General features: G+C 38.9%; 16 protein-coding genes. 10 read left to right on the top strand and 6 right to left on the bottom strand.

The window, feature by feature from the left end; translation table 11 throughout:
- Position 1: 1 nt before the first annotated feature.
- From AAC000_RS07540 to AAC000_RS07510, 7 genes are all read left to right on the top strand, one after another.
- Positions 2 to 601 carry an ABC-type transport auxiliary lipoprotein family protein gene (locus tag AAC000_RS07540; protein WP_339721501.1) on the top strand — a complete coding sequence of 200 codons (600 nt, stop codon included), beginning with the start codon at positions 2 to 4 and terminating at the stop codon, positions 599 to 601.
- A 9-nt stretch (positions 602 to 610) separates the two neighbouring features.
- Entirely contained in the window at positions 611 to 1,699 is a 1,089-nt protein-coding gene (locus tag AAC000_RS07535) for a diguanylate cyclase (RefSeq protein WP_339721500.1), read from the top strand.
- Between the two features lie 59 nt (positions 1,700 to 1,758).
- Positions 1,759 to 3,564: an ABC transporter ATP-binding protein/permease gene (locus tag AAC000_RS07530; protein WP_339721499.1), complete on the top strand. Its 1,806-nt coding sequence runs from the start codon at positions 1,759 to 1,761 to the stop codon at positions 3,562 to 3,564.
- The gene (locus AAC000_RS07525; protein WP_339721498.1) at positions 3,539 to 3,772 is read left to right on the top strand and encodes a DUF3820 family protein; all 234 of its coding nucleotides are present in this window, start codon (positions 3,539 to 3,541) and stop codon (positions 3,770 to 3,772) included. The genes AAC000_RS07530 and AAC000_RS07525 overlap by 26 nt, the downstream gene beginning before the upstream one ends.
- Complete coding sequence (locus tag AAC000_RS07520; RefSeq protein ID WP_339721497.1) at positions 3,772 to 4,131, top strand: hypothetical protein; 360 nt, start codon at positions 3,772 to 3,774, stop codon at positions 4,129 to 4,131. Before AAC000_RS07525 ends, AAC000_RS07520 begins: the two co-directional genes overlap by 1 nt.
- 70 nt (positions 4,132 to 4,201) lie before the next feature.
- Positions 4,202 to 5,047 carry a peptidylprolyl isomerase gene (locus tag AAC000_RS07515; protein WP_339721496.1) on the top strand — a complete coding sequence of 282 codons (846 nt, stop codon included), beginning with the start codon at positions 4,202 to 4,204 and terminating at the stop codon, positions 5,045 to 5,047.
- Between the two features lie 127 nt (positions 5,048 to 5,174).
- Complete coding sequence (locus AAC000_RS07510; RefSeq protein ID WP_339721494.1) at positions 5,175 to 8,504, top strand: two-component regulator propeller domain-containing protein; 3,330 nt, start codon at positions 5,175 to 5,177, stop codon at positions 8,502 to 8,504.
- Between the two features lie 191 nt (positions 8,505 to 8,695).
- Here the strand turns inward: AAC000_RS07510 and AAC000_RS07505 are convergent, their stop codons facing one another.
- The 4 genes from AAC000_RS07505 to AAC000_RS07490 form a co-directional block, all read right to left on the bottom strand.
- Positions 8,696 to 9,043 carry a Fis family transcriptional regulator gene (locus AAC000_RS07505; protein WP_339721493.1) on the bottom strand — a complete coding sequence of 116 codons (348 nt, stop codon included), beginning with the start codon at positions 9,041 to 9,043 and terminating at the stop codon, positions 8,696 to 8,698.
- Between the two features lie 33 nt (positions 9,044 to 9,076).
- Positions 9,077 to 9,358: a pyrimidine/purine nucleoside phosphorylase gene (locus tag AAC000_RS07500; protein WP_339721491.1), complete on the bottom strand. Its 282-nt coding sequence runs from the start codon at positions 9,356 to 9,358 to the stop codon at positions 9,077 to 9,079.
- Positions 9,359 to 9,458: 100 nt separating this feature from the next.
- Complete coding sequence (locus AAC000_RS07495; RefSeq protein ID WP_339721490.1) at positions 9,459 to 9,713, bottom strand: hypothetical protein; 255 nt, start codon at positions 9,711 to 9,713, stop codon at positions 9,459 to 9,461.
- Between the two features lie 91 nt (positions 9,714 to 9,804).
- Positions 9,805 to 10,257, bottom strand: coding sequence for a hypothetical protein (locus AAC000_RS07490; protein WP_339721488.1), 453 nt, complete (start codon positions 10,255 to 10,257; stop codon positions 9,805 to 9,807).
- 133 nt (positions 10,258 to 10,390) lie between these two features.
- On the opposite strand from AAC000_RS07490, the gene AAC000_RS07485 reads away from it, so the two are divergent.
- The gene (locus AAC000_RS07485) at positions 10,391 to 11,131 is read left to right on the top strand and encodes a dienelactone hydrolase family protein (RefSeq protein ID WP_339721486.1); all 741 of its coding nucleotides are present in this window, start codon (positions 10,391 to 10,393) and stop codon (positions 11,129 to 11,131) included.
- Positions 11,132 to 11,138: 7 nt separating this feature from the next.
- Complete coding sequence (locus AAC000_RS07480) at positions 11,139 to 11,963, top strand: hypothetical protein (protein ID WP_339721484.1); 825 nt, start codon at positions 11,139 to 11,141, stop codon at positions 11,961 to 11,963.
- A gap of 682 nt (positions 11,964 to 12,645) precedes the next feature.
- On the opposite strand, the gene AAC000_RS07475 is transcribed toward AAC000_RS07480, so the two are convergent.
- Entirely contained in the window at positions 12,646 to 13,578 is a 933-nt protein-coding gene (locus AAC000_RS07475; RefSeq protein ID WP_339721482.1) for a helix-turn-helix domain-containing protein, read from the bottom strand.
- A 157-nt stretch (positions 13,579 to 13,735) separates the two neighbouring features.
- On the opposite strand from AAC000_RS07475, the gene AAC000_RS07470 reads away from it, so the two are divergent.
- Entirely contained in the window at positions 13,736 to 15,256 is a 1,521-nt protein-coding gene (locus AAC000_RS07470) for an aldehyde dehydrogenase family protein (RefSeq protein ID WP_339721480.1), read from the top strand.
- Between the two features lie 350 nt (positions 15,257 to 15,606).
- Here the strand turns inward: AAC000_RS07470 and AAC000_RS07465 are convergent, their stop codons facing one another.
- Positions 15,607 to 19,221 (bottom strand): EAL domain-containing protein, encoded by a 3,615-nt coding sequence (locus tag AAC000_RS07465; RefSeq protein ID WP_339721478.1) that lies wholly within the window; start codon positions 19,219 to 19,221, stop codon positions 15,607 to 15,609.
- Positions 19,222 to 19,565: the final 344 nt, after the last annotated feature.

Below are 19,565 nucleotides of genomic sequence, written 5' to 3'. Positions count from 1 at the left end.
AATGAAATTACTCACCCTTTGTTTATGTATATTGTTGGTCAGTTGCACCTCAGAGCCTTTAAATGTGCGCTACTATTTATTACATACTCCACAGAATACAGTGGATATCAAAAGTGACATTGCAAAACCTATAGTGGTTGTGCAGTCGCTTAAAATTGCCGACTATCTACGTCAGTCGAATTTAGTCATGCAGTTAGGTGAATACGAACTACATTACTCTCGTCAAGATGTATGGGCTGAAGAATTAGAATCCTCTTTTTACAACGCTTTACTGCAAGATTTGAATTCCTATGGCAAACGAAACTATGTCGTTTCGTCATCCCCTGACGCGACAGGTGCAACTACAATCATTAATATAAAACTTGAGCATTTTCATGCCACAGATGCATCAACTGTTGTCAGTTCTGGCCATTATTGGTTGTCAGTAGATGACATTAAAGTAGGTAAAAATAAAGGGCTTACTACATCTAGTCATTCCTTCTATTTAGAATCGGAATTAAAGCAGGATGGGTATTCTCATGCAGTTGAAAAACTGAGAATGTTAGTTGAAAATTTAGCGAATAAAATTGAAAAGGATATTTCGGCTTTGCCGAATAATTAGACAGATTTTATGGATTTTAAAAGGTTTGTTCAAAATCATTTAAATGCTGGCGTGGTGCAAACCGACGATCCAGAAAAAAGCCAGCAAATTTTTGTTGCCAATTTATTTAGTTTTATTGGTTACGCTGTTTCCTTTTTAATGAGTGTAGGTGCATATATAAGACAAGACTGGTTGCTTGGTACAGTATTATTAATAGCTTGCTGCATTTTTTTTAGTTCACATTTAATCCTTCGCTCCAAGCGTCTTGCTAATCCTTACAAAGCATCAGCCAATTTAGTGACCACTTCACTTATGTTGCTTATGGTGTACCTAGTCTTTACCGGAGGTGTCAATGGCACAGGTCCACTGTGGATTTATATTGTACCGCCGGTAGCGTTATTTTTTGGGGGTATGCGTAAGGGCACACGCAACCTTGGGTTATTTTTTATAGTCATCAGCGCGTTGATGTTTTATCCAAATGATGCATGGATTGGCACCTCATACACTTTTGAATTTAAGTCTAGATTAATCTTTTCGTTTCTAACTGTTTCATGTTTATTTGCACTCTATGAATATGTAAGACAAAGCTCTTTTCAGCGCATAAAAGAGATGAGTCAAACATTCGAGAAACAAGCCATGTGTGATCCGTTATCTGGATTATTAAACCGCCGAGGAATGCGAGAAAAATTACAAAATGAGTTTGATCGCAGTCAGCGTTATAAAAATGTTTTAACCTTGATGATGTGTGATATCGACCACTTTAAAGTGGTTAATGACAAATACGGCCACGATAAAGGCGATGAAGTGATAAAAAGCTTAGGGCATATTTTTAAATCTGGTTTACGAAAACAAGACTCACTGGCAAGATGGGGAGGCGAAGAGTATTTATTTTTACTGCCAGAAACCAATGGTGAACAGGCAATGCAATTGGCTGAAAAGTTACGTAGTAAAATTGCAGACACGCAATACAAACACGAAGATAAAGTCTTTAGTGTGACTATTAGTATTGGATTACATCAAATTACCAGCACTGAAACTATCAATCAAGCAATTACAAAAGCAGACACCAACCTTTACAAAGCGAAGGAACAAGGCCGAAATCGCTGCATTATTGATTAACCTAAGCGATGAGAAAACCCTCATTCTGAATATAAACCTTAAGGTAAAACACCCAACTCATGCGTCACAACCGTTCTCCCATTAATGACGACACACCAATAAACTGGCGTATCTTTTCCCAGCTGTGGCCCTATTTGACAGAGTTTAAACTCCGAGTAGGTCTAGCATTACTGTGTTTAATTGCCGCCAAAACAGCCAGTATTTATCTACCTTTTATCCTTAAATATACAGTTGATGAGCTTAATGCAACTGCATCAGCCAACACCATAATACTGGTACCCTTTGGCTTAATTGCCGCCTATGGGCTATTGCGCTTGGCAAATGTGTTATTTGGGGAAATACGCGATACTTTATTTGGCAGGGTCACTGAGCGCGCCATGCGCCGCTTAGGTTTACAAGTATTTCGCCATTTACATAGCTTAGACTTAGAATTTCACCTGAACAGACAAACAGGTGGATTATCTCGAGACATAGAACGCGGTACCAGTGGTATCAGTTTTTTAATGCGCTTTTTAGTGTTTAACATTGTCCCCACTTTATTTGAAATCGCCGTGGTGGTTGGCGTGTTGTTCTACAACTATGGGATCAGTTTTGCCCTGATAATTTTAGTTTCAGTGGTCTTGTATGTAGGATTTTCGGTGAAAGCAACTGACTGGCGTACTAAGTATGTGCGCGAAGTGAACCAAGCCGACTCAAGTAGCAGCTCAAGAGCCATTGACAGCCTACTGAACTACGAAACAGTTAAATATTTTAATAACGAAAACTACGAAGCCAACAGATATGATGCAGACTTAGCCAACTGGGAAACAGCCAGGCGTAAGAACCGATTATCCTTGTTTGCTTTAAATGGTGGGCAGGCCTCTATTATCGCCATTGCAATGACCAGCATGATGGCATTAGCGGCCTATAACGTGGCACAAGGCCATATGACTATTGGTGACTTTGTGTTGATCAACGCATTTACCATGCAGATTTTTATGCCATTAAACTTCTTAGGATTTGTGTATCGAGAGATACGTGGTTCATTAGCAAATATTGAAAATCTATTTAACCTTCTCGATAAACAGCCCAATGTGCCAATAGATGCAAGCGCCAAAGCGTTAATTATTAGCCAAGGACAAATTTCTTTCAAACAAGTACAGTTTAGTTATCGCCCGGATCGTACTATTTTGCATGATATTAGTTTTGATATTCTGCCTGGGCAAAAAGTGGCAGTGGTAGGAGAAAGTGGCTCGGGCAAATCAACCCTAGTAAAATTGTTATTTAGATTTTACGATGCCAGCAAAGGTACTATCAGCATAGACGGGCAAGATATCAGTGAGGTTAATCAGCATTCTTTACGCAAGGCTATAGGCATAGTGCCGCAAGATACAGTGTTATTCAACGACACTATTTTAGAGAATATTCGTTATGGCCGTCCAGATGCAACTGATGGCGAAGTACAACAAGCCATCGACTTAGCCCACCTTCGCGCCTTTATCACATCACTGCCAAAGGGTGATAAAACCCCTGTTGGTGAACGAGGCCTTAAGTTGTCAGGTGGCGAAAAGCAGCGCGTGGCCATTGCCAGAACCATTTTAAAACGGCCACCTATCATGGTATTTGATGAAGCCACCTCTTCTCTTGATAGCCAATCTGAGCAAGCAATTTTATCCGCTATTAAAGAGATATCACAAGGTCATACAAGTTTAGTGATAGCGCACAGGTTGTCTACTATAGTCGATGCGGATAAAATTGTGGTCATGGGTCAAGGTCAAATTCTTGAACAAGGCAATCATAACGAATTATTACTTATCAACGGGGCCTATAAAAAACTCTGGGACACCCAACAAAATAACCATGATAGCGAGACAAACCTTGGATAATCAAGCTTTACTAGATGCCATAAACCAAACCATGCCCTTCGGAAAATATGCCGGCAGAAAACTACTGCATTTACCTGAACCCTATTTAGTTTGGTTTAATAACAAAGGCTTTCCAGAAGGCAAGTTAGGCCAACAACTGGCGTTAATGCACGAAGTGAAAGTGAATGGTCTAGAGTCTATGTTGGCACCACTGTTACGAGATGATTAATGGGTTATCAGCCAACACGAAACCGGGTCAGAAATCGCCCTAAAACTGCTCAGCAAGATAATATTGATAAACAAATTCTCTTTTTACATCAAGCCATGGGCGAAAAACTCATCGCTAACCATGACTATCTCACACAAGTTGCTGAGACAATACAGGCTCGCTACGAGTGCGGACAAATGCGCCAAGGCGCCTATTTATTTTGGTCTAGTTTATTGGAGTATGTTGAACAACCCGTACTTTTTATGGCTACCCTGTTAGAAGATTCACCACAAATTACCCAATATCGGCGTCAAACGCCTTTAGTGGGCATTCTTACTGAAGAAGAACGCCAAAAGGTGTTAGATCAATTAACTTTTTAAACTCGCAGCTACCTGCCGATAGTTTTTGGCTAGTTGTGTGTTTCCATTACCATTTTAGAAGGTGTGTGTAGTGAGATTTTCACGTGTTTTTACTTTACTCAGTTTATTGATGTCCCAAGCAAGTTTTGCTGAATCACAATGGCGAACACCTCAATCTGAGAACCTTGTTTATCTTCAACTAGAGTCAGGAACCGTGATCATTGAGTTAGCCCCATTTATGGCCCCAAAACATGTTTCACAATTTAAGGCTCTGATTGCGGAAGGGTTTTATGACGGTTTAGATTTTTATCGGGTGATTGACGGTTTTGTTGCTCAGGCGGGGGATGTATCAGAACAAAAACCAAGTATAAACAAAGCACTATTAAACCCTGAGTTTAGCCGCCCTACTCCAGCTACATCAGACTTTATGCTGGTGCAATCACCAGACTTTATCGCCCCACAAACCGGCTACATACAAGGTTTTGCAGCAGGACGAGATCCTCAAGCAAAACAAGAATGGTTGTTGCATTGCCCAGGGGCAGTCGCCTTTGCCAGAGATGTTGACGCAAATTCCGCCACTACCGAATTTTATATAGTGATAGGTCAAGCTACGCGTCATCTTGACAGAAACATGACTACCCTAGGCCGAGTAATATATGGCATGCCCACTGTCCAAGCGCTCAACCGAGCTCACATTAACAATACCAGCGGTGTTATCGAAGATGCTAGTAAACGCAGCAAGATACTTTGGGCAAAACTAGCGAAAGATGTCAGCCCAAAAGAACAACTAAACATTCAAGTTCAACAACAAGATTCTGACCAAGTGAAGCAACGTTTATCCAGTGCTAAAACATTAAATAATGCGTTCTTTCATTTTAAAGGTAATGGTAATTTAGATCTGTGTTACTACCAATTGAAATCACGGTTGGTCGAATGATTTCATCTTCCTACAAGAGAGATAGATGTGCGCATATGATTGTATGTTTTGATTAGAAGTAAAGTCACTTTATTTAAACTAACAACGTTAAATTTCCCGATAAAAGATAACTCAATGGATTTACATTTTGACAAGAACGATTAAACACCTTGGTTTTGTATTATTAGTAATTAAATTATCAATATCGTTGGTCTTTGCTTCTGGACCATCGGTTCGTTTTGAACATTTATCTATCGAAAATGGCTTACCGCAGAACAGTGCCAAAACCCTTCTACAAGACCAACAAGGCTTTTTATGGGTAGGGACAGAAGAAGGATTAGCACGTTACGATGGTTATGAATTTAAGATCTTCAAAAAGAATTTGAAGAATTTACACTCACTGTCAAATAACTATGTCACTGTTATTTTTGAAGATCGACAAGGCAATCTTTGGGTGGGGACGCGGGGCGGCGGTCTTAACCGCTTTAACACAACAACCGAGCAGTTTACTCATTTCCTTCATAACCCTACAGATCCCAACAGTTTGAGTCTTGATTTTGTTAATACTGTGACACAGGATAAGCAGGGAAATATTTGGGTGGGGACTGATGGGGCTGGTCTTAATCGTTTTAACCCTATTACTGAACAATTTACCCATTTCCGACACTCTAAAACAGATCCCACTAGCCTAAGTGATGATGCGGTTAGCGTCATAATTGAAGACAAACAGGGTACACTTTGGGTGGGCACTTGGACCGGTGGTCTTAATCGATTTGATCCAATTACCGAAAACTTTACCCGTTACCTTCATCAAACAAAAAATCCCAACAGTTTAAGTAATAATGCAGTTAGCACCATTGTTGAAGGCAAACAAGGCAACCTTTGGCTGGGTACTAAGGGAGGTGGCCTTAATTATTTCAACCCAACCACCGAACAATTTACTCATTATCGTCATGATGCAAACGACCCCAACAGTTTAAGTAATGCTCAAATCAACGCCATTATTGCAGATAAAAAGGGCAACCTTTGGTTAGGGACTCTGGGTGGTGGCCTTAATTATTTAGACCTTGTCACCAAAAAATTCACCCATTACCAGCATCAAACTACAAATCTCAATAGTTTAAGTAATGATAGTGTGCGAGCGATTATCTATGACAAGCAGGAAAACCTTTGGGTAGGAACGGATGGCGGAGGACTTAATCGCTTAAACTCACTCACTGAGCAATTTACCCATTATCATCATCAGGACAAACAGCCCTTTAGTTTAAGTAATAATATAGTACGAGCTATAACCCAAGACCAACAAGGCACTCTCTGGGTGGGCACTTGGGGCGGAGGCCTTAATCGTTTTAACTCCACTAGCAAACAATTTACGCATTATCGGCATGAGGCAAATAACCCAAACAGTTTAAGTGATGATAAAGTCTATGTAATCACTGAAGATAGGCACAATAATCTTTGGATAGGTACTGATAGCAGTGGTCTTAATCGTTTTAACCCAACCACAGAGCAATTCACTCATTACAGTCATGACGCAACAAACCCCAATAGTTTGAGTGAAAATGCCGTTAGCGTGATAACTGAAGATCGACAGGGTGTTCTTTGGTTAGGCACGTGGAAAGGTCTTAATCGCTTTAACCCTGACACGGAACAATTTACACATTACCGCCATCAGGAATCAAACCCCAATAGTTTGAGTAATGATAGCGTCCGAGTCATTACTGAAGACCAACATGGTAATCTTTGGATAGGCACTTGGGATGGGCTCAATCATTTTAATCCAAACACCGAACAATTTACCCATTACAAACATCAGGCCACAGATCCTAATAGTTTGAGCAATGATACCGTTTATTCCATCACCGAAGACAGTTTGGGTAATCTATGGGTGGGGACAGCGGGTGGACTAAACTTATTCAACAATACAACCAAAAGTTTTACCCATTTCTTTGAACAGGACGGACTAGCGAACAATGTGGTTTATCGCATTGAGGAAGATAACAACGGTGAGATTTGGCTAAGTACAAACCAGGGTTTATCCAATTTTAACCCCAATACAAAAACCTTCATGAATTACAATATGGACGACGGTTTGCAGAGTAATGAATTTAACGCCGACGCTTCCTTTAAAAGTAAAGACGGTGAATTGTTTTTTGGGGGTATTAATGGTTTTAACCGCTTTTTCCCAGATAAAATAGTTGAGGATAACCAACAGCCAAAGGTGATTTTTACCGATATGTTGTTATCAAATCAATCGGTGCCAGTGCGCAATGCAACACTATTAGCAGATAATAAGCCGAACGTAATGAGCGGTGAATCAAACACTAAATATACACTAACAAAAGCGATTCATTCGACTTCAGGTATCACCCTAACCCATCAACAAAATTTAGTTACCTTTGAATTTAGTGCATTGCATTTTTCCAATCCTAAAAAGAATCAATATGCTTATAAAATGCAGGGGTTCGATGATGAATGGATTAGCACTGATTATAAAAATCGCCGCGCAACCTATACTAATTTACCAACAGGTAATTATGTTTTACGTGTTAAAGCGAGTAATCCATATGGCATTTGGAATGAATCAGGCATATCCCTGAACATCACTGTATTGCCCCCCCCCTGGTTATCATGGTGGGCATACTCGTTATATTGTGTGTTTTTGATCCTCATAATCGGATTATTTGTTCGCTCACAGCACAAGAAAATGCTTTTTATAAAGCAAGTCAATGAATCGTTAGAATTTAAAGTCGCTGAACGTACGTTAGGCTTACATAAAGCCAATGAAAAGTTAGAAAAAATCAATATCACTGATGATCTAACGGGCTTAAATAACAGACGTTTTATCACCAATAATTTGAAAAATGATATCGACTTAGTATTAAGAAAACATCGCGATAAAAGTGCCGTTAGCAACAAAGAACAGAATAATGACTCAGACTTGATCTTTTTCTTAATCGACCTTGACCACTTTAAGCGGGTTAATGATGTTTATGGTCACACTGCAGGTGATGCCGTATTAATGCAAATCAAATCGATTTTTACGAAAGTGTTTAGGGAAACAGACTACTTTGTCAGATGGGGGGGAGAAGAGTTTTTAGTTGTGGCTCGTTTTACAGACCGAAAAATTGCTCCGGTTCTTGCAGAAAAATTAAGAAAGACAGTTGAACGCTATGACTTTGTCATTGGCGACGGAAATGTTATCAAGAAAACATGTTCTATTGGCTACGCAAGTTTTCCTTTCATTAAAGAGTCTCCAGAAATTTTGGACTGGGAGCATGTGTTAGATATTGCCGATCACTGTTTGTACGCCGCTAAAAACTCAGCGAGAAACTCATGGATAGGCCTTGAAGACATAAGTTGTAAAGATGAAAATTTATTTACCACTATTACTGAAAAAACTGAAATGTTAATTAACTTAAAACAATTAAAAGTGGCATGCTCTTTAGCAAAATCAGATGAGATAAAATGGGATTAGTATAATTTGTTCGATAAAATTCAGTTAATTTAACAACTGATAAAATCTCTCTGTGCATTAACCCATAATAATACATTCAAGTGTTTTATCTACGGCAGTCTGTTTTCAAGTATTTAAACAGACTTTACCGACTCTTGTTTTTATCGGAAAGTCGTATCGAATTAGATGAAAAGCAAAGTTACTAACGCAATTTAGTTCACGGCTAACCTACGCTTCCAATCCCCACTATGTTGCAACAAACAGGCTTCTTCGGTATCAAAAAACACATGTCGCCTAATATCTTTAAGCAAAATTCCAGCTTTTAAAAGCTGCTGTTGAATTTGTTTGCGAAGAACAATGTCTTGTTCACTGAGCAACATAACATCTACAGATTGGGAGTTATCCAATACACAGGTGATCACTAAACTACCGGGGAAATTAGCATAATTGGCTGAGTGGGTTAACCACTCAAAACCAACTATGTCGTGTTTAGCCATCTCGCAGACAATCGTCAGTGCTTTCACTAGGTTATTATCTAACTTTTTGACGGTTTTGTTCATGCTAAATTTAACCCTAGAAACAGCAACAAATGATTAGCCATAGGTACATAAATATGCGGTATTGCTTTTCACTTGCACTTTAAAACGTTGGTCTGCTTCAATAGTAAACTGCTCTTTGGCTTCAAAGGTTTGCCACTTGTCGCTACCAGGCAATTGCACTGTCATTGCACCGCTGACGACTGTCATGGTTTCAAATTGACTAGTCGCAAACTCATAGTCACCTATCGCCATCACACCCATAGTGGCGGGTAAGGTATCAGTATCAAAAGCAATAGATTTCACTTTGCCATCAAAATATTCATTTACTGCAAACATGCACTTTCTCATTTAATAGTTAAATAAACTTGGTGTCTAACTTAACAGTTTTTTAGACAGTTATAAGCCACCAACATCTGCTAAATTAGAAGCAAAAGTACTAGGTTTTATCCTCGTCCTTTGGTTCTGTGTCTCCCTCTTGTTGTTTCTTAACTTCTTGTTTGCGTTCTGCCACTGCCTGTATCGTTTTCTCTGCACTAGGATCAGGCAGGATCATTTGAAAAAACAAACCAAAAGCAATCGCCCCAGCCTTGCGATTTTTGGCCCAGCCGATCATTTTTATACACAGGTAAATAAAAACAACAAAACACACCCAAGGCTTCAACAAATGCCATAAAATAATTAAACTATCCATCATGTCTCTCAATAAATGATTTGCCGAACCGCTGCAAATCCAAAAAATTAAATCCTTGGCAAAACACTGTTTGCCGATTATTCATTTTTAACTAAGAGAAAAGGAAGTCAGATTCATCGCCATGAATCTGCATATTATAAGTCAGTAGAATAGAACTGGGGTCAAAGGAAAGCGCAAGCTTCTGTTGAGTGTCAAAGCTGGTAGTTAACTTTGCTTGGTAATCCAAACAAAAGGCGGCAAGACACCCTTGCATAAACTGTCGAAACCCATGTTCTGCGAGACGCTCAAGGGCCCCTATAAATTGACGCTGCTGTTTAAGTGTGTTTTTTTGTTGAGATAAATAGTCATGTTTTGATAAGAAAACATCAGAGTAGATAAATTTAGTATCAATAGACTTATCTATAACACTTGAACTGGCTTCTTCAATATGAAAGATTCGTTTAACACTTTGCTGTAATTGAGTATCACCAATAGAATGAAACTGTAGAGCCAAAAAACAGGCAGCAAAAAATATCGCCAAAAGTTTGCCGAACCCGTTCTTCATAGCGTACTGAAATTTACGACTTTCATATTAGGTTAAATGTAGTCGGGTTAATAAAATACAAGCAATAGAATTTAATTTAATCGGGTCTACTTTAAAACTGGCCTGAATTTGTTAGACATATTTAAGGAAAAGCATGATTATTCAGCATCATATTAATGATATCCAAACAAAAACAGGTCTAATGCGTACATCGGTATTTCGTCCAGAAAAGGAAGGTAACTTTCCAGCGATTATCTTCTACTCTGAAATATTCCAACAAACCAGCCCCATTACCCGTAGTGCACAAATATTAGCGGGTCATGGTTTTGTAGTATTAGTGCCTGAAATCTTCCACGAACTCAATCCCCTGGGAACAGTACTGGCCTATGACGATGCCGGAAAAGACAAAGGCAACGCTGACAAATTTGCTAAGCCACTGGAAGATCACGACACGGACACCCAAGCCATGGTTGAGTTTGTTGAGCAACAGCCTTATTGCACAGGAAAAGTTGGCGTGATGGGGGTCTGTATTGGTGGTCACCTTGCCTTTAGAGCAGCCTTGAATCCGCAAGTGTCTGGCGCATTTTGTTTATACCCAACCGATATACACTCAAATACCCTGCCATGCGAAGACGGCAACGACTCACTTACCAGAAGTGGCGATATCAAGTGCCCAATGGTACTAATATTTGGTAAACAAGACCCTCACGTTTCAGCGCAAGGTCGAATACTGATTCACCAAACACTGAGTCAAAATGAATGCGACTTTAGTTGGCATGAAGTGAACGCGCAGCATGCTTTTATGCGTGATGAGGGCGAAAGGTACGACGCAGCACTAGCCATACAAATGTATAAAATGGCGATTGATTTTTTTCACGATACGCTGCGCTCTTAGGCTCACTATGAACCAACCCTTGGCATTAAAATGGATTAAATTAAACCTCTGCTTATTGTTAGTACTCAACGCGATGCAAAGCAGAGCGGTCACCACTGATCAATTTAGTGTCCATGGATTAGCAGCCTTTAACGAAGAACAAGCCAATATGCTGCAAAGCTGGCTGAGCCAAGGTGTCAATGCCACTCGTGCAACACTAGGCATTTACCCCACACCTTTAAGGTTACATGTCTACCCCAGAAAATCCAATCAACCTGTACCTTGGGCATATACCCGGCGAGACAAAAAAGGCAGCGTACACTTTCATGTAGACACCCGCTTTGGGCTGACAAAATTTGTCGATGACTGGACTATTTATCATGAGCTCGCCCACATGGCGCTACCTTATTTGGGATCAGAATATCGCTGGTTATCAGAAGGTTTTGCCAGTTATATGCAATATCAAATTATGGCGCAAGCAGGGATATTAAAAGGGACGTTGGAAGAACGTTATAGTAGCAAAATCAATCCACATCTACGTTGGTTTAACAGTGATTTAACGGCCGCTTCTATTGCCAGAAGGTTAATGGACAACAAACAATACCCCGCCGCCTATTGGGGCAGCGCCTATTTTTTTGTGTTAGCAGATAGCAAACTACAGCAACAACATAACATCGGCCTGACTCAATTGATTAGCCTCTATCAAGACTGTTGTCGTGCTAACGACAACAACTTAGAAGAAGTGCTTACCTCACTTGATGGCATGATAGAGGGCAAGCTGTTTAACCAATTGATAAAAGAATTCGAAAACCGCCCGGCCAGAAAGTTGTACCCTGAGGTTCTTAATCAATAAACAAGAAATGCTTGAAAAACTGGTTCGATCCTTAGTACCAATACCTATCATTCCGAAGATTGTTTAAAGTAAAAAAGAATGAAACCACAGAGATCAGGGAGAAAAAGCACATATAAATATAGTTATTATTGGGGAAAGGAACCAGAACAAATAGGTTTACTTTAATATCTATCATGTTAAATCTTTAGGGCATCCTATGGATGTCCAGATACATTCCGGATGAATTTGTTATGGTGTCTTTGCACTAAACGGTCGGCACCGCGTGACAATAACACCAACCCCAAAAAAAAGACTAAACAGCTGGATAGTGCTGCCCGAAGGATAAGGCACAGGGATGTGGCAAATGAACATCCATTTGTGTTCCAAAAGATACTCAGTCACCTAAATACAAAAAATGACGAAGTCGTTGAATTTTTTCCCTTCAAAGTCGAGCATCGCCTCAGATAAGTCTGTTTAAATAAAAACCGTTCATCATAATGAGCAAAACTGGTTTGCATAACAGCTGGAGGCGCTTGTCTTGAATTCTGAATTAAGAAGAAACAATTTTTTAATAGACGAAAAATCACCGACTTTCATTCCCTTAAGAATATGAAATAGATGTCAATATGGAAAATATACGGAATCATGGATTTTGAATTTAGGAAAAATGACCTTTTATTTTACCTATACTCACTGAGTAAATTTAATGACTAGCCTGTCCCCTTGAAAATGCAGAAGGTGCCATACCATATTGCTCTTGAAAACGGCGATTGAAGTGACTTAAATTAGCAAATCCTAACGAAAAGCAAACATCACTTACTGAAGAACCTGTTCTAAGCAACTTTGCGGCAGTCTCTACACGTAAATACTGTTGTAAATTAAGAGGCGAGCAGCCGACTTTTTGTTTAAAGGCTCGATAAAATCGTGAACGACTCATGCAAGCAATTTTGCATAAACAATCAATATCTAAAGGCTCAGCTAAATGGGTTTTGATATGATGAATACTGGCCTGCAAGCCGTTTTTATCTGAATTTTCTTGGCTGTCACTTAATAAAAAGTCTCGGGCTTGATGCTTAAAAATACGTGTGACCAATTCTGAAACGCCAAAATCTATGGCTATATCTCGCTCGCTGTCGTCTTCAACAAAACTATTAAATAACCGCTCGAGTAATAACTGAGTGCCTTGTGAATGTTGCGTATGTAAGTGATTTCCTGACAACACCCGCCAACTATCTAAGGTTAAAGGCGCGCCCAATTGTTGATCAAGTCTATCAGTGATCATAGCAATACGTTCGGGGCTTATTTCAACGGTTAAACAACGGGTGGGAGTATCGATTTTGGCTTCGGGAAAATCAATCGCAACAGATGAACTTGGCGCCATAACAAAGGATTGATTTGGCACGAAATCCATAGACTCAGCCCCTCCAATAACAGGATGGGCACTATGTAATACTTTTTTACCTTGGATCATACCGCAATATAACAAGCCAGAAGAATGCAGTAAGACTTTTTCAACGGGTAAATAAGTATCGTAAATACTCAATTCAGAATGGGGCCCAGCAAAACTAACTCTGTTTTCGACTAATTTCTGTGGGCGATCTAATCCAATCTTGCCCGCTAGAGCATTATTACGCATATAACATCCCTTGGTTAAACAATTTAGGATTGTCATACAAGCAAAATGGACTCTCAGACAACTCACTTTTTAACTTACGTAATATATTAACAGTTGAAAATCATTTAATTAAACTTTTTTTAACAACCGGAAATTATCGTATTAAAGAGGCATTCCTATGATTTATTCACAACCAGGCACAACAGATTCATTAATCACCTTTAAAAAACAATATCAAAATTTTATTGGAGGGCAATGGATAGCACCAGTTAAAGGGCAATACTTTGATAACATCAGCCCTGTAAATGGCGAAAAATTTTGTGAGATCCCAAGATCGACAGAAGAAGACATCAATTTAGCATTAGACGCGGCCCATCGGGCCAAAACTGCATGGGGTTTAACCTCAATCACTGACCGTTCAAATATTTTGTTAAAAATTGCCGATCGTATAGAGCAAAATTTAGAATTATTAGCCGTGGCTGAAACCTGGGACAATGGTAAAGCCGTTCGTGAAACACTCAATGCAGATATTCCCTTAGCCGCCGATCACTTTAGATACTTTGCCGGTTGTATGCGCGCAGAAGAAAGTTGTTTAGGTGAAATAGACAGCAATACTGTTTCTTATCATTTTCATGAACCTTTAGGGGTTGTGGGTCAAATCATTCCTTGGAATTTTCCTATTTTAATGGCTGCTTGGAAACTCGCCCCAGCTTTAGTAACAGGTAACTGTGTCGTATTAAAACCGGCGGAACAAACGCCCGCTTCTATTTTAGTACTGATGGAATTAATAGGTGATTTATTACCTGAAGGAGTATTAAACATAGTCAATGGTTTTGGTGCAGAAGCCGGTCAAGCATTAGCCAGTAGTACTCGAATTGCTAAAATCGCTTTCACTGGCTCGACCCCTGTAGGGATCCAAATATTAAAATGTGCAGCTGAAAATATTATTCCTTCCACTGTAGAGTTAGGCGGAAAATCGCCTAACTTATACTTTAACGACATTCTAAATTATGAAGATAGCTACTTAAGTAAATGTGTAGAAGGACTAGTATTGGCTTTCTTTAACCAAGGCGAAGTCTGTACTTGTCCCTCTAGAGCGTTAATTCAGCAAGATATCTACGAACCTTTTATGGAAATGGTAATTGAACGTACCAATAGTATTGTTCGTGGCAACCCGTTAGATGTAAATACCCAAGTAGGCGCTCAAGTATCAAACGAACAATATGAAAAAATCTTAAACTATATTGATATTGGCCGTAAAGAAGGAGCACAAGTACTAACTGGTGGAGGCAGTGCCAACTTAACCAGTCCTTATAGTAAAGGCTTTTATGTCCAACCCACACTGCTTAAAGGCTCTAATAACATGCGTGTTTTCCAAGAAGAAATTTTTGGACCTGTTGTGGGAGTCACTACTTTTAAAACTGAAGACGAAGCGCTAGCAATTGCTAACGATAGTATGTTTGGCTTGGGTGCAGGTTTATGGACACGTGACATGAACCGCGCCTATCACCTAGCAAGAAAAATAGAAGCAGGCCGTATTTGGACAAACTGTTACCATGCATACCCTGCTCATGCAGCCTTTGGTGGTTATAAAAAGTCTGGTGTAGGTCGAGAAACTCATAAAATGGCTATTGGAAACTACCAACAAACCAAAAATGTATTGGTTAGCTATGACACCAATCCTTTAGGTTTTTTCTAAAAACAGTATGGGGTAAGCACTCCTCTTTGGTAGTGCTTACCTTTTTCTATTATTTCTCCTAAACAGGGAACTAAATTAGCGCCCTTACAAAATGAGGGTCCATACGTGTATATTGATTTAAAGATGCACAGTGATTTGTGAAAGCCAATATTATCTACAATTCAACACTAGTCTGGTTTGCAAAATAGCTGGAGGCGCTAGTCTTGTATTCTGACTTACGTGGAAACAGGTGATTAATAGTCGAAAAATGACATTTTATTTTACCTAAACTAAGGCATAAACCAACGATTGCCATGTAATTTAAATGCGTACAATGACTAATTTAAATGAGACATGCCAATGCCATTAAGTTATCGGCTTAAGAGCGCTATGATCTTATTCATAACACCAAAAGCCAAATCGAAATTCACTAAATCAGTACGTGCGGCTTGTATATTTCCTGATTGATATTGGCGCTGCATTTGTTGAGCAATAGTATGGATATCATGATGAGCATGTTTAAGTTGCAACATAAATTCCTTTTCAAATAATTGTTCTTGTGTTTTCAAACGGATCCAGTTGCCACAATGACACACCTTGCTATCAATGATAGGCCAAGGCTTAACATCATCTTGTGGCGCTGCAATTTTTGAACTGATACATTGTTGCCAATGGGAAGTAATTAGTTTGAATATTTCGAGGCTACTTTCTTTGTTATTAAAATCCTTATTACCACAAAGAAGCCATTGTTCATTAGGAATATAGTTATTTAGCCACCGACATAAATCTGCTGCAGACATAGGCTTTGCTATTCCATAACCTTGAGCTAGTTCACAGCCCATAAGGATTAGCATGAGACCATGATTAGTTGTTTCTACGCCTTCCGCAATAACTTTACGGTTAAATGATTTTGTCAAAGAAATCACCCCATCAATGATGGAATAGTCACTTGGATCATCAAGCATGTCTCTAACAAAACTTTGATCAATTTTAATTGTATTAACGGGTAAACTTCTTAGATGGGTCAACGAAGAATAACCCGTACCAAAATCATCCAAAGAAGCATTAACGCCTAATAGGTTTTGGCATGTTTCGATAATATGCGTAATTGCATTTAGATCACCTAAAGCAGAGCTTTCCAATATTTCTAATTGTAAATATCGAGGAGCAATATTTGGATGTGCAGCTAAGGACTTTTCAAGGGATACAAAAAATGAAGATAAGAGTAAATGGTTTGATGAAATATTCACACTCACTTCAATTTCAATACCTTGTCGTTGCCAATTATCAAGTTGTTGTAAGGCCTCATTGATAACCCATTCCCCAATTTTACTCTCTAATGGTGTGCCATCGATATAGGGTAAGAAATCTAGTGGGGGTATCAATCCTTTTTCAGGATGGAACCAACGTATTAAGGCTTCAACCCCAAACACCTCTCCAGTTATCATGTTAACTTTAGGTTGATAGTAGAGTCGAAATTCACTATTCACTAAAGCCTGCTCAATTTCTTCTAATTGTAGATTCTTTTGAATAATACGTTTGTCTGAATCAGGGTTATACAATTGAGAACGATGTTTCCCCGCCAATTTAGATTGATACATGGCGTGGTCAGCGTGACGTAACAGGGTATCTATATCGGCATTATCTGATGGGTATAAAGTCACACCACTAGAAGCAGTAATATTATGTTGAACACCATTAATAAAATAAGGTAGCGCTAACGCTTGATGAATACGCTGCATAGTTGTTTCATATTGTGATGCTGATTCAATATCATTAAGTAATATTGCAAACTCATCCCCACCTTGGCGAGACAGCGTATCTTCTTCCCTAATACAGCCAATGATACGCTCTGCCACTTCAATTAATAAACGATCTCCAGCCTCATGACCATAGGTATCATTTAAGGGTTTAAAATCATCTAAGTCAAGAAAACACACCGCGAGTTTATGCCCGGTACGTTTACTATGGGCAATAGCTTGATGAAAGCGGTCTATAAATAAAGTCCTATTCGGCAAATTAGTGAGTACATCATAATGAGCCATCAAATTTAGTTTATCTTGTTGATGCTTGATACTGGTTATGTCAGAAAAAACAGCGACATAATGAGTGACTTCATCATGCTCATTGGTCAATGAGGATATGTTGAGTAATTCAGAATACAATTCGCCCTGCTTAGTCCTATTCCATACTTCGCCTTGCCAATGACCTTGTTCAGTGATTGACTTCCACATCTGTGCATAAAACTGCGGACTTTGTTTGCCAGAACTTAAAATTCTAGGTGATTCCCCAATAACTTCATCATGGCTATAACCGGTTATTTTGACAAAGGCAGGGTTAACATCGACAATAACCTGTTGTGCGTCGGTAATCATGATCCCTTCATGGGTATCACTAAATACTCGAGAGGATAATTTAAGCGTTTCTTCAGCCTTCTTACGTAGACTAATATCCTGAACAACCACTATATAGTTCTGAGGATGCTCTCCAATCTTCCAAGTAGGAGACATGGTCAGTTTAACCCAAACAGTATGACCATATTTATGCAGATACCGCTTTTCTATGGTGACTTCACGTTGTTGACCACTGAGTATTTTTTCACGATTATCAACACTCTTTAATAAGTCATCTGGATGGGTAAATACTTTAAAGTGCGTTTCATTTAACATCTCTTCCACACTATAGCCGAGCATGTCACAAAACCGTTGATTGATGCGAATGAACGTACCTTTGGTAACACTTACCAAGCCAACGCCAATTGCCGCTTGTTCAAAAATACTACGAAATAATTGCTCACTGGCTACCAAAGATTCTTTTGATTCTGCTTCTTTTGTTACATCTCGAATAACACAAATCAGCTGATCATTATGAGGGATTTTATTGAGACGTGCGTCAAAATGCATGACTTTAGTATTAATAATCAGCTGGTATTTAAAAACAATTGTTTTTTCTGAGACTACTACCTCATCTACTTTTGATTGATATAACTGGGCAATATTTTTGGGAAAAACACCTTGAACTTTTTTACCAATATAATCTTTGGTTTTTGTATATTGGTCATCTTCAATTGGCGCGCGATAATCTAGAATGGTTCCATCCAGAGTCATCCGAAAATAAACATCGGGTAAGGCATTAAACAAACTTTCAAGCTCTGCGCTGTGGCGTAATTTATTTAACTCAGATTGTTTTAGTTCAGTAATATCTTGTATTGTTCCTGCTCTTAAATTAGCGCGCCCTGTTAAATCAGTCGCATGGCCGCTTGAAGCTAAAATCCAACGTATTTCACCGTCATTACGACGAATTTGACACTCAATATTACAATCTGTTTTATTCTTTATTGCTTGTTGAAACTTGTTATCGACAGCGGTTCGTTCTTCGGGGATGACATGTTCAAGAAACATCTCGTAGTTCCACTCAGGGATCAATGAATCGTAACCAAATATTTGATCATGTGTCAGGGAGCGATGAGAAGAGTTGTCAATATGATTATAATCCCAGATACCGATATGGCACTGTTCCAGAACACGTTCTAATCGGCTGGCACTTTCTTGTATCTTTTTTTCTTTGAGGCGACGTTTTGTCGTATCTATATACTGAATAATATAGCCTGATAGATCACTCTTATTGGATGCGTAGTTGGCAGTGGTAGATGTGTCTAGATAATGAATCGTGCCCCCCTCAGCTTGAAAAACATCTTCAGTTATTAAAGCTTCTTGCTGCTTTGAAGCGTCATCTAATCGTTGTTTCCAAATATCGCTCGATTCAGAAAAATCACACCATGGTGGCAAATGCCAGAATAGCTTTCCGATACAATCCTCTCGGGTAATACCTTGAGATGTTAACGCAAATTCATTTACCTCTAGTACTATACCTTCAGGAGTCAGTAGCACCATAAATTGCGATTGCTGGTTAAAAACTATTTTAAATAGCTGTTCAAAGTCATTAAAAGCGTGATATGTGGATGAATTTAAAGCGTTTAATTTCATCCTGTTCCTAATGCAAAAGTATAGTTATCTAAAGTCACTTTGGAGTATTTTGGTTTTTTCATTCTGGTTGGGAATATATACTATTAAATAGGACATATACAACAGCGCTAGTGCACAAACACAGGGTTTTGACAGGGTATTAACGGGGGGTTAACAATTTTTTTGTATTAGATATGAAAACTGATTTTTCCATATAAATTTAATATCTATATAACTAAGCTAATTGATATCTGAATGGTGATTGGGGTCATAATAACTGTTGATAACTACAAGACAGGATCCCGTCCACTTTATCGTAGAAATTATCACTAGAAAATAAAACGGTTTTATAAATATAAAAAACA

This window comes from uncultured Paraglaciecola sp. (assembly GCF_963977085.1).
GTDB lineage: Bacteria > Pseudomonadota > Gammaproteobacteria > Enterobacterales > Alteromonadaceae > Paraglaciecola.
Note: the sequence above shows the minus strand (reverse complement) of the source record. Positions and strands in the feature narration are given on the sequence as shown.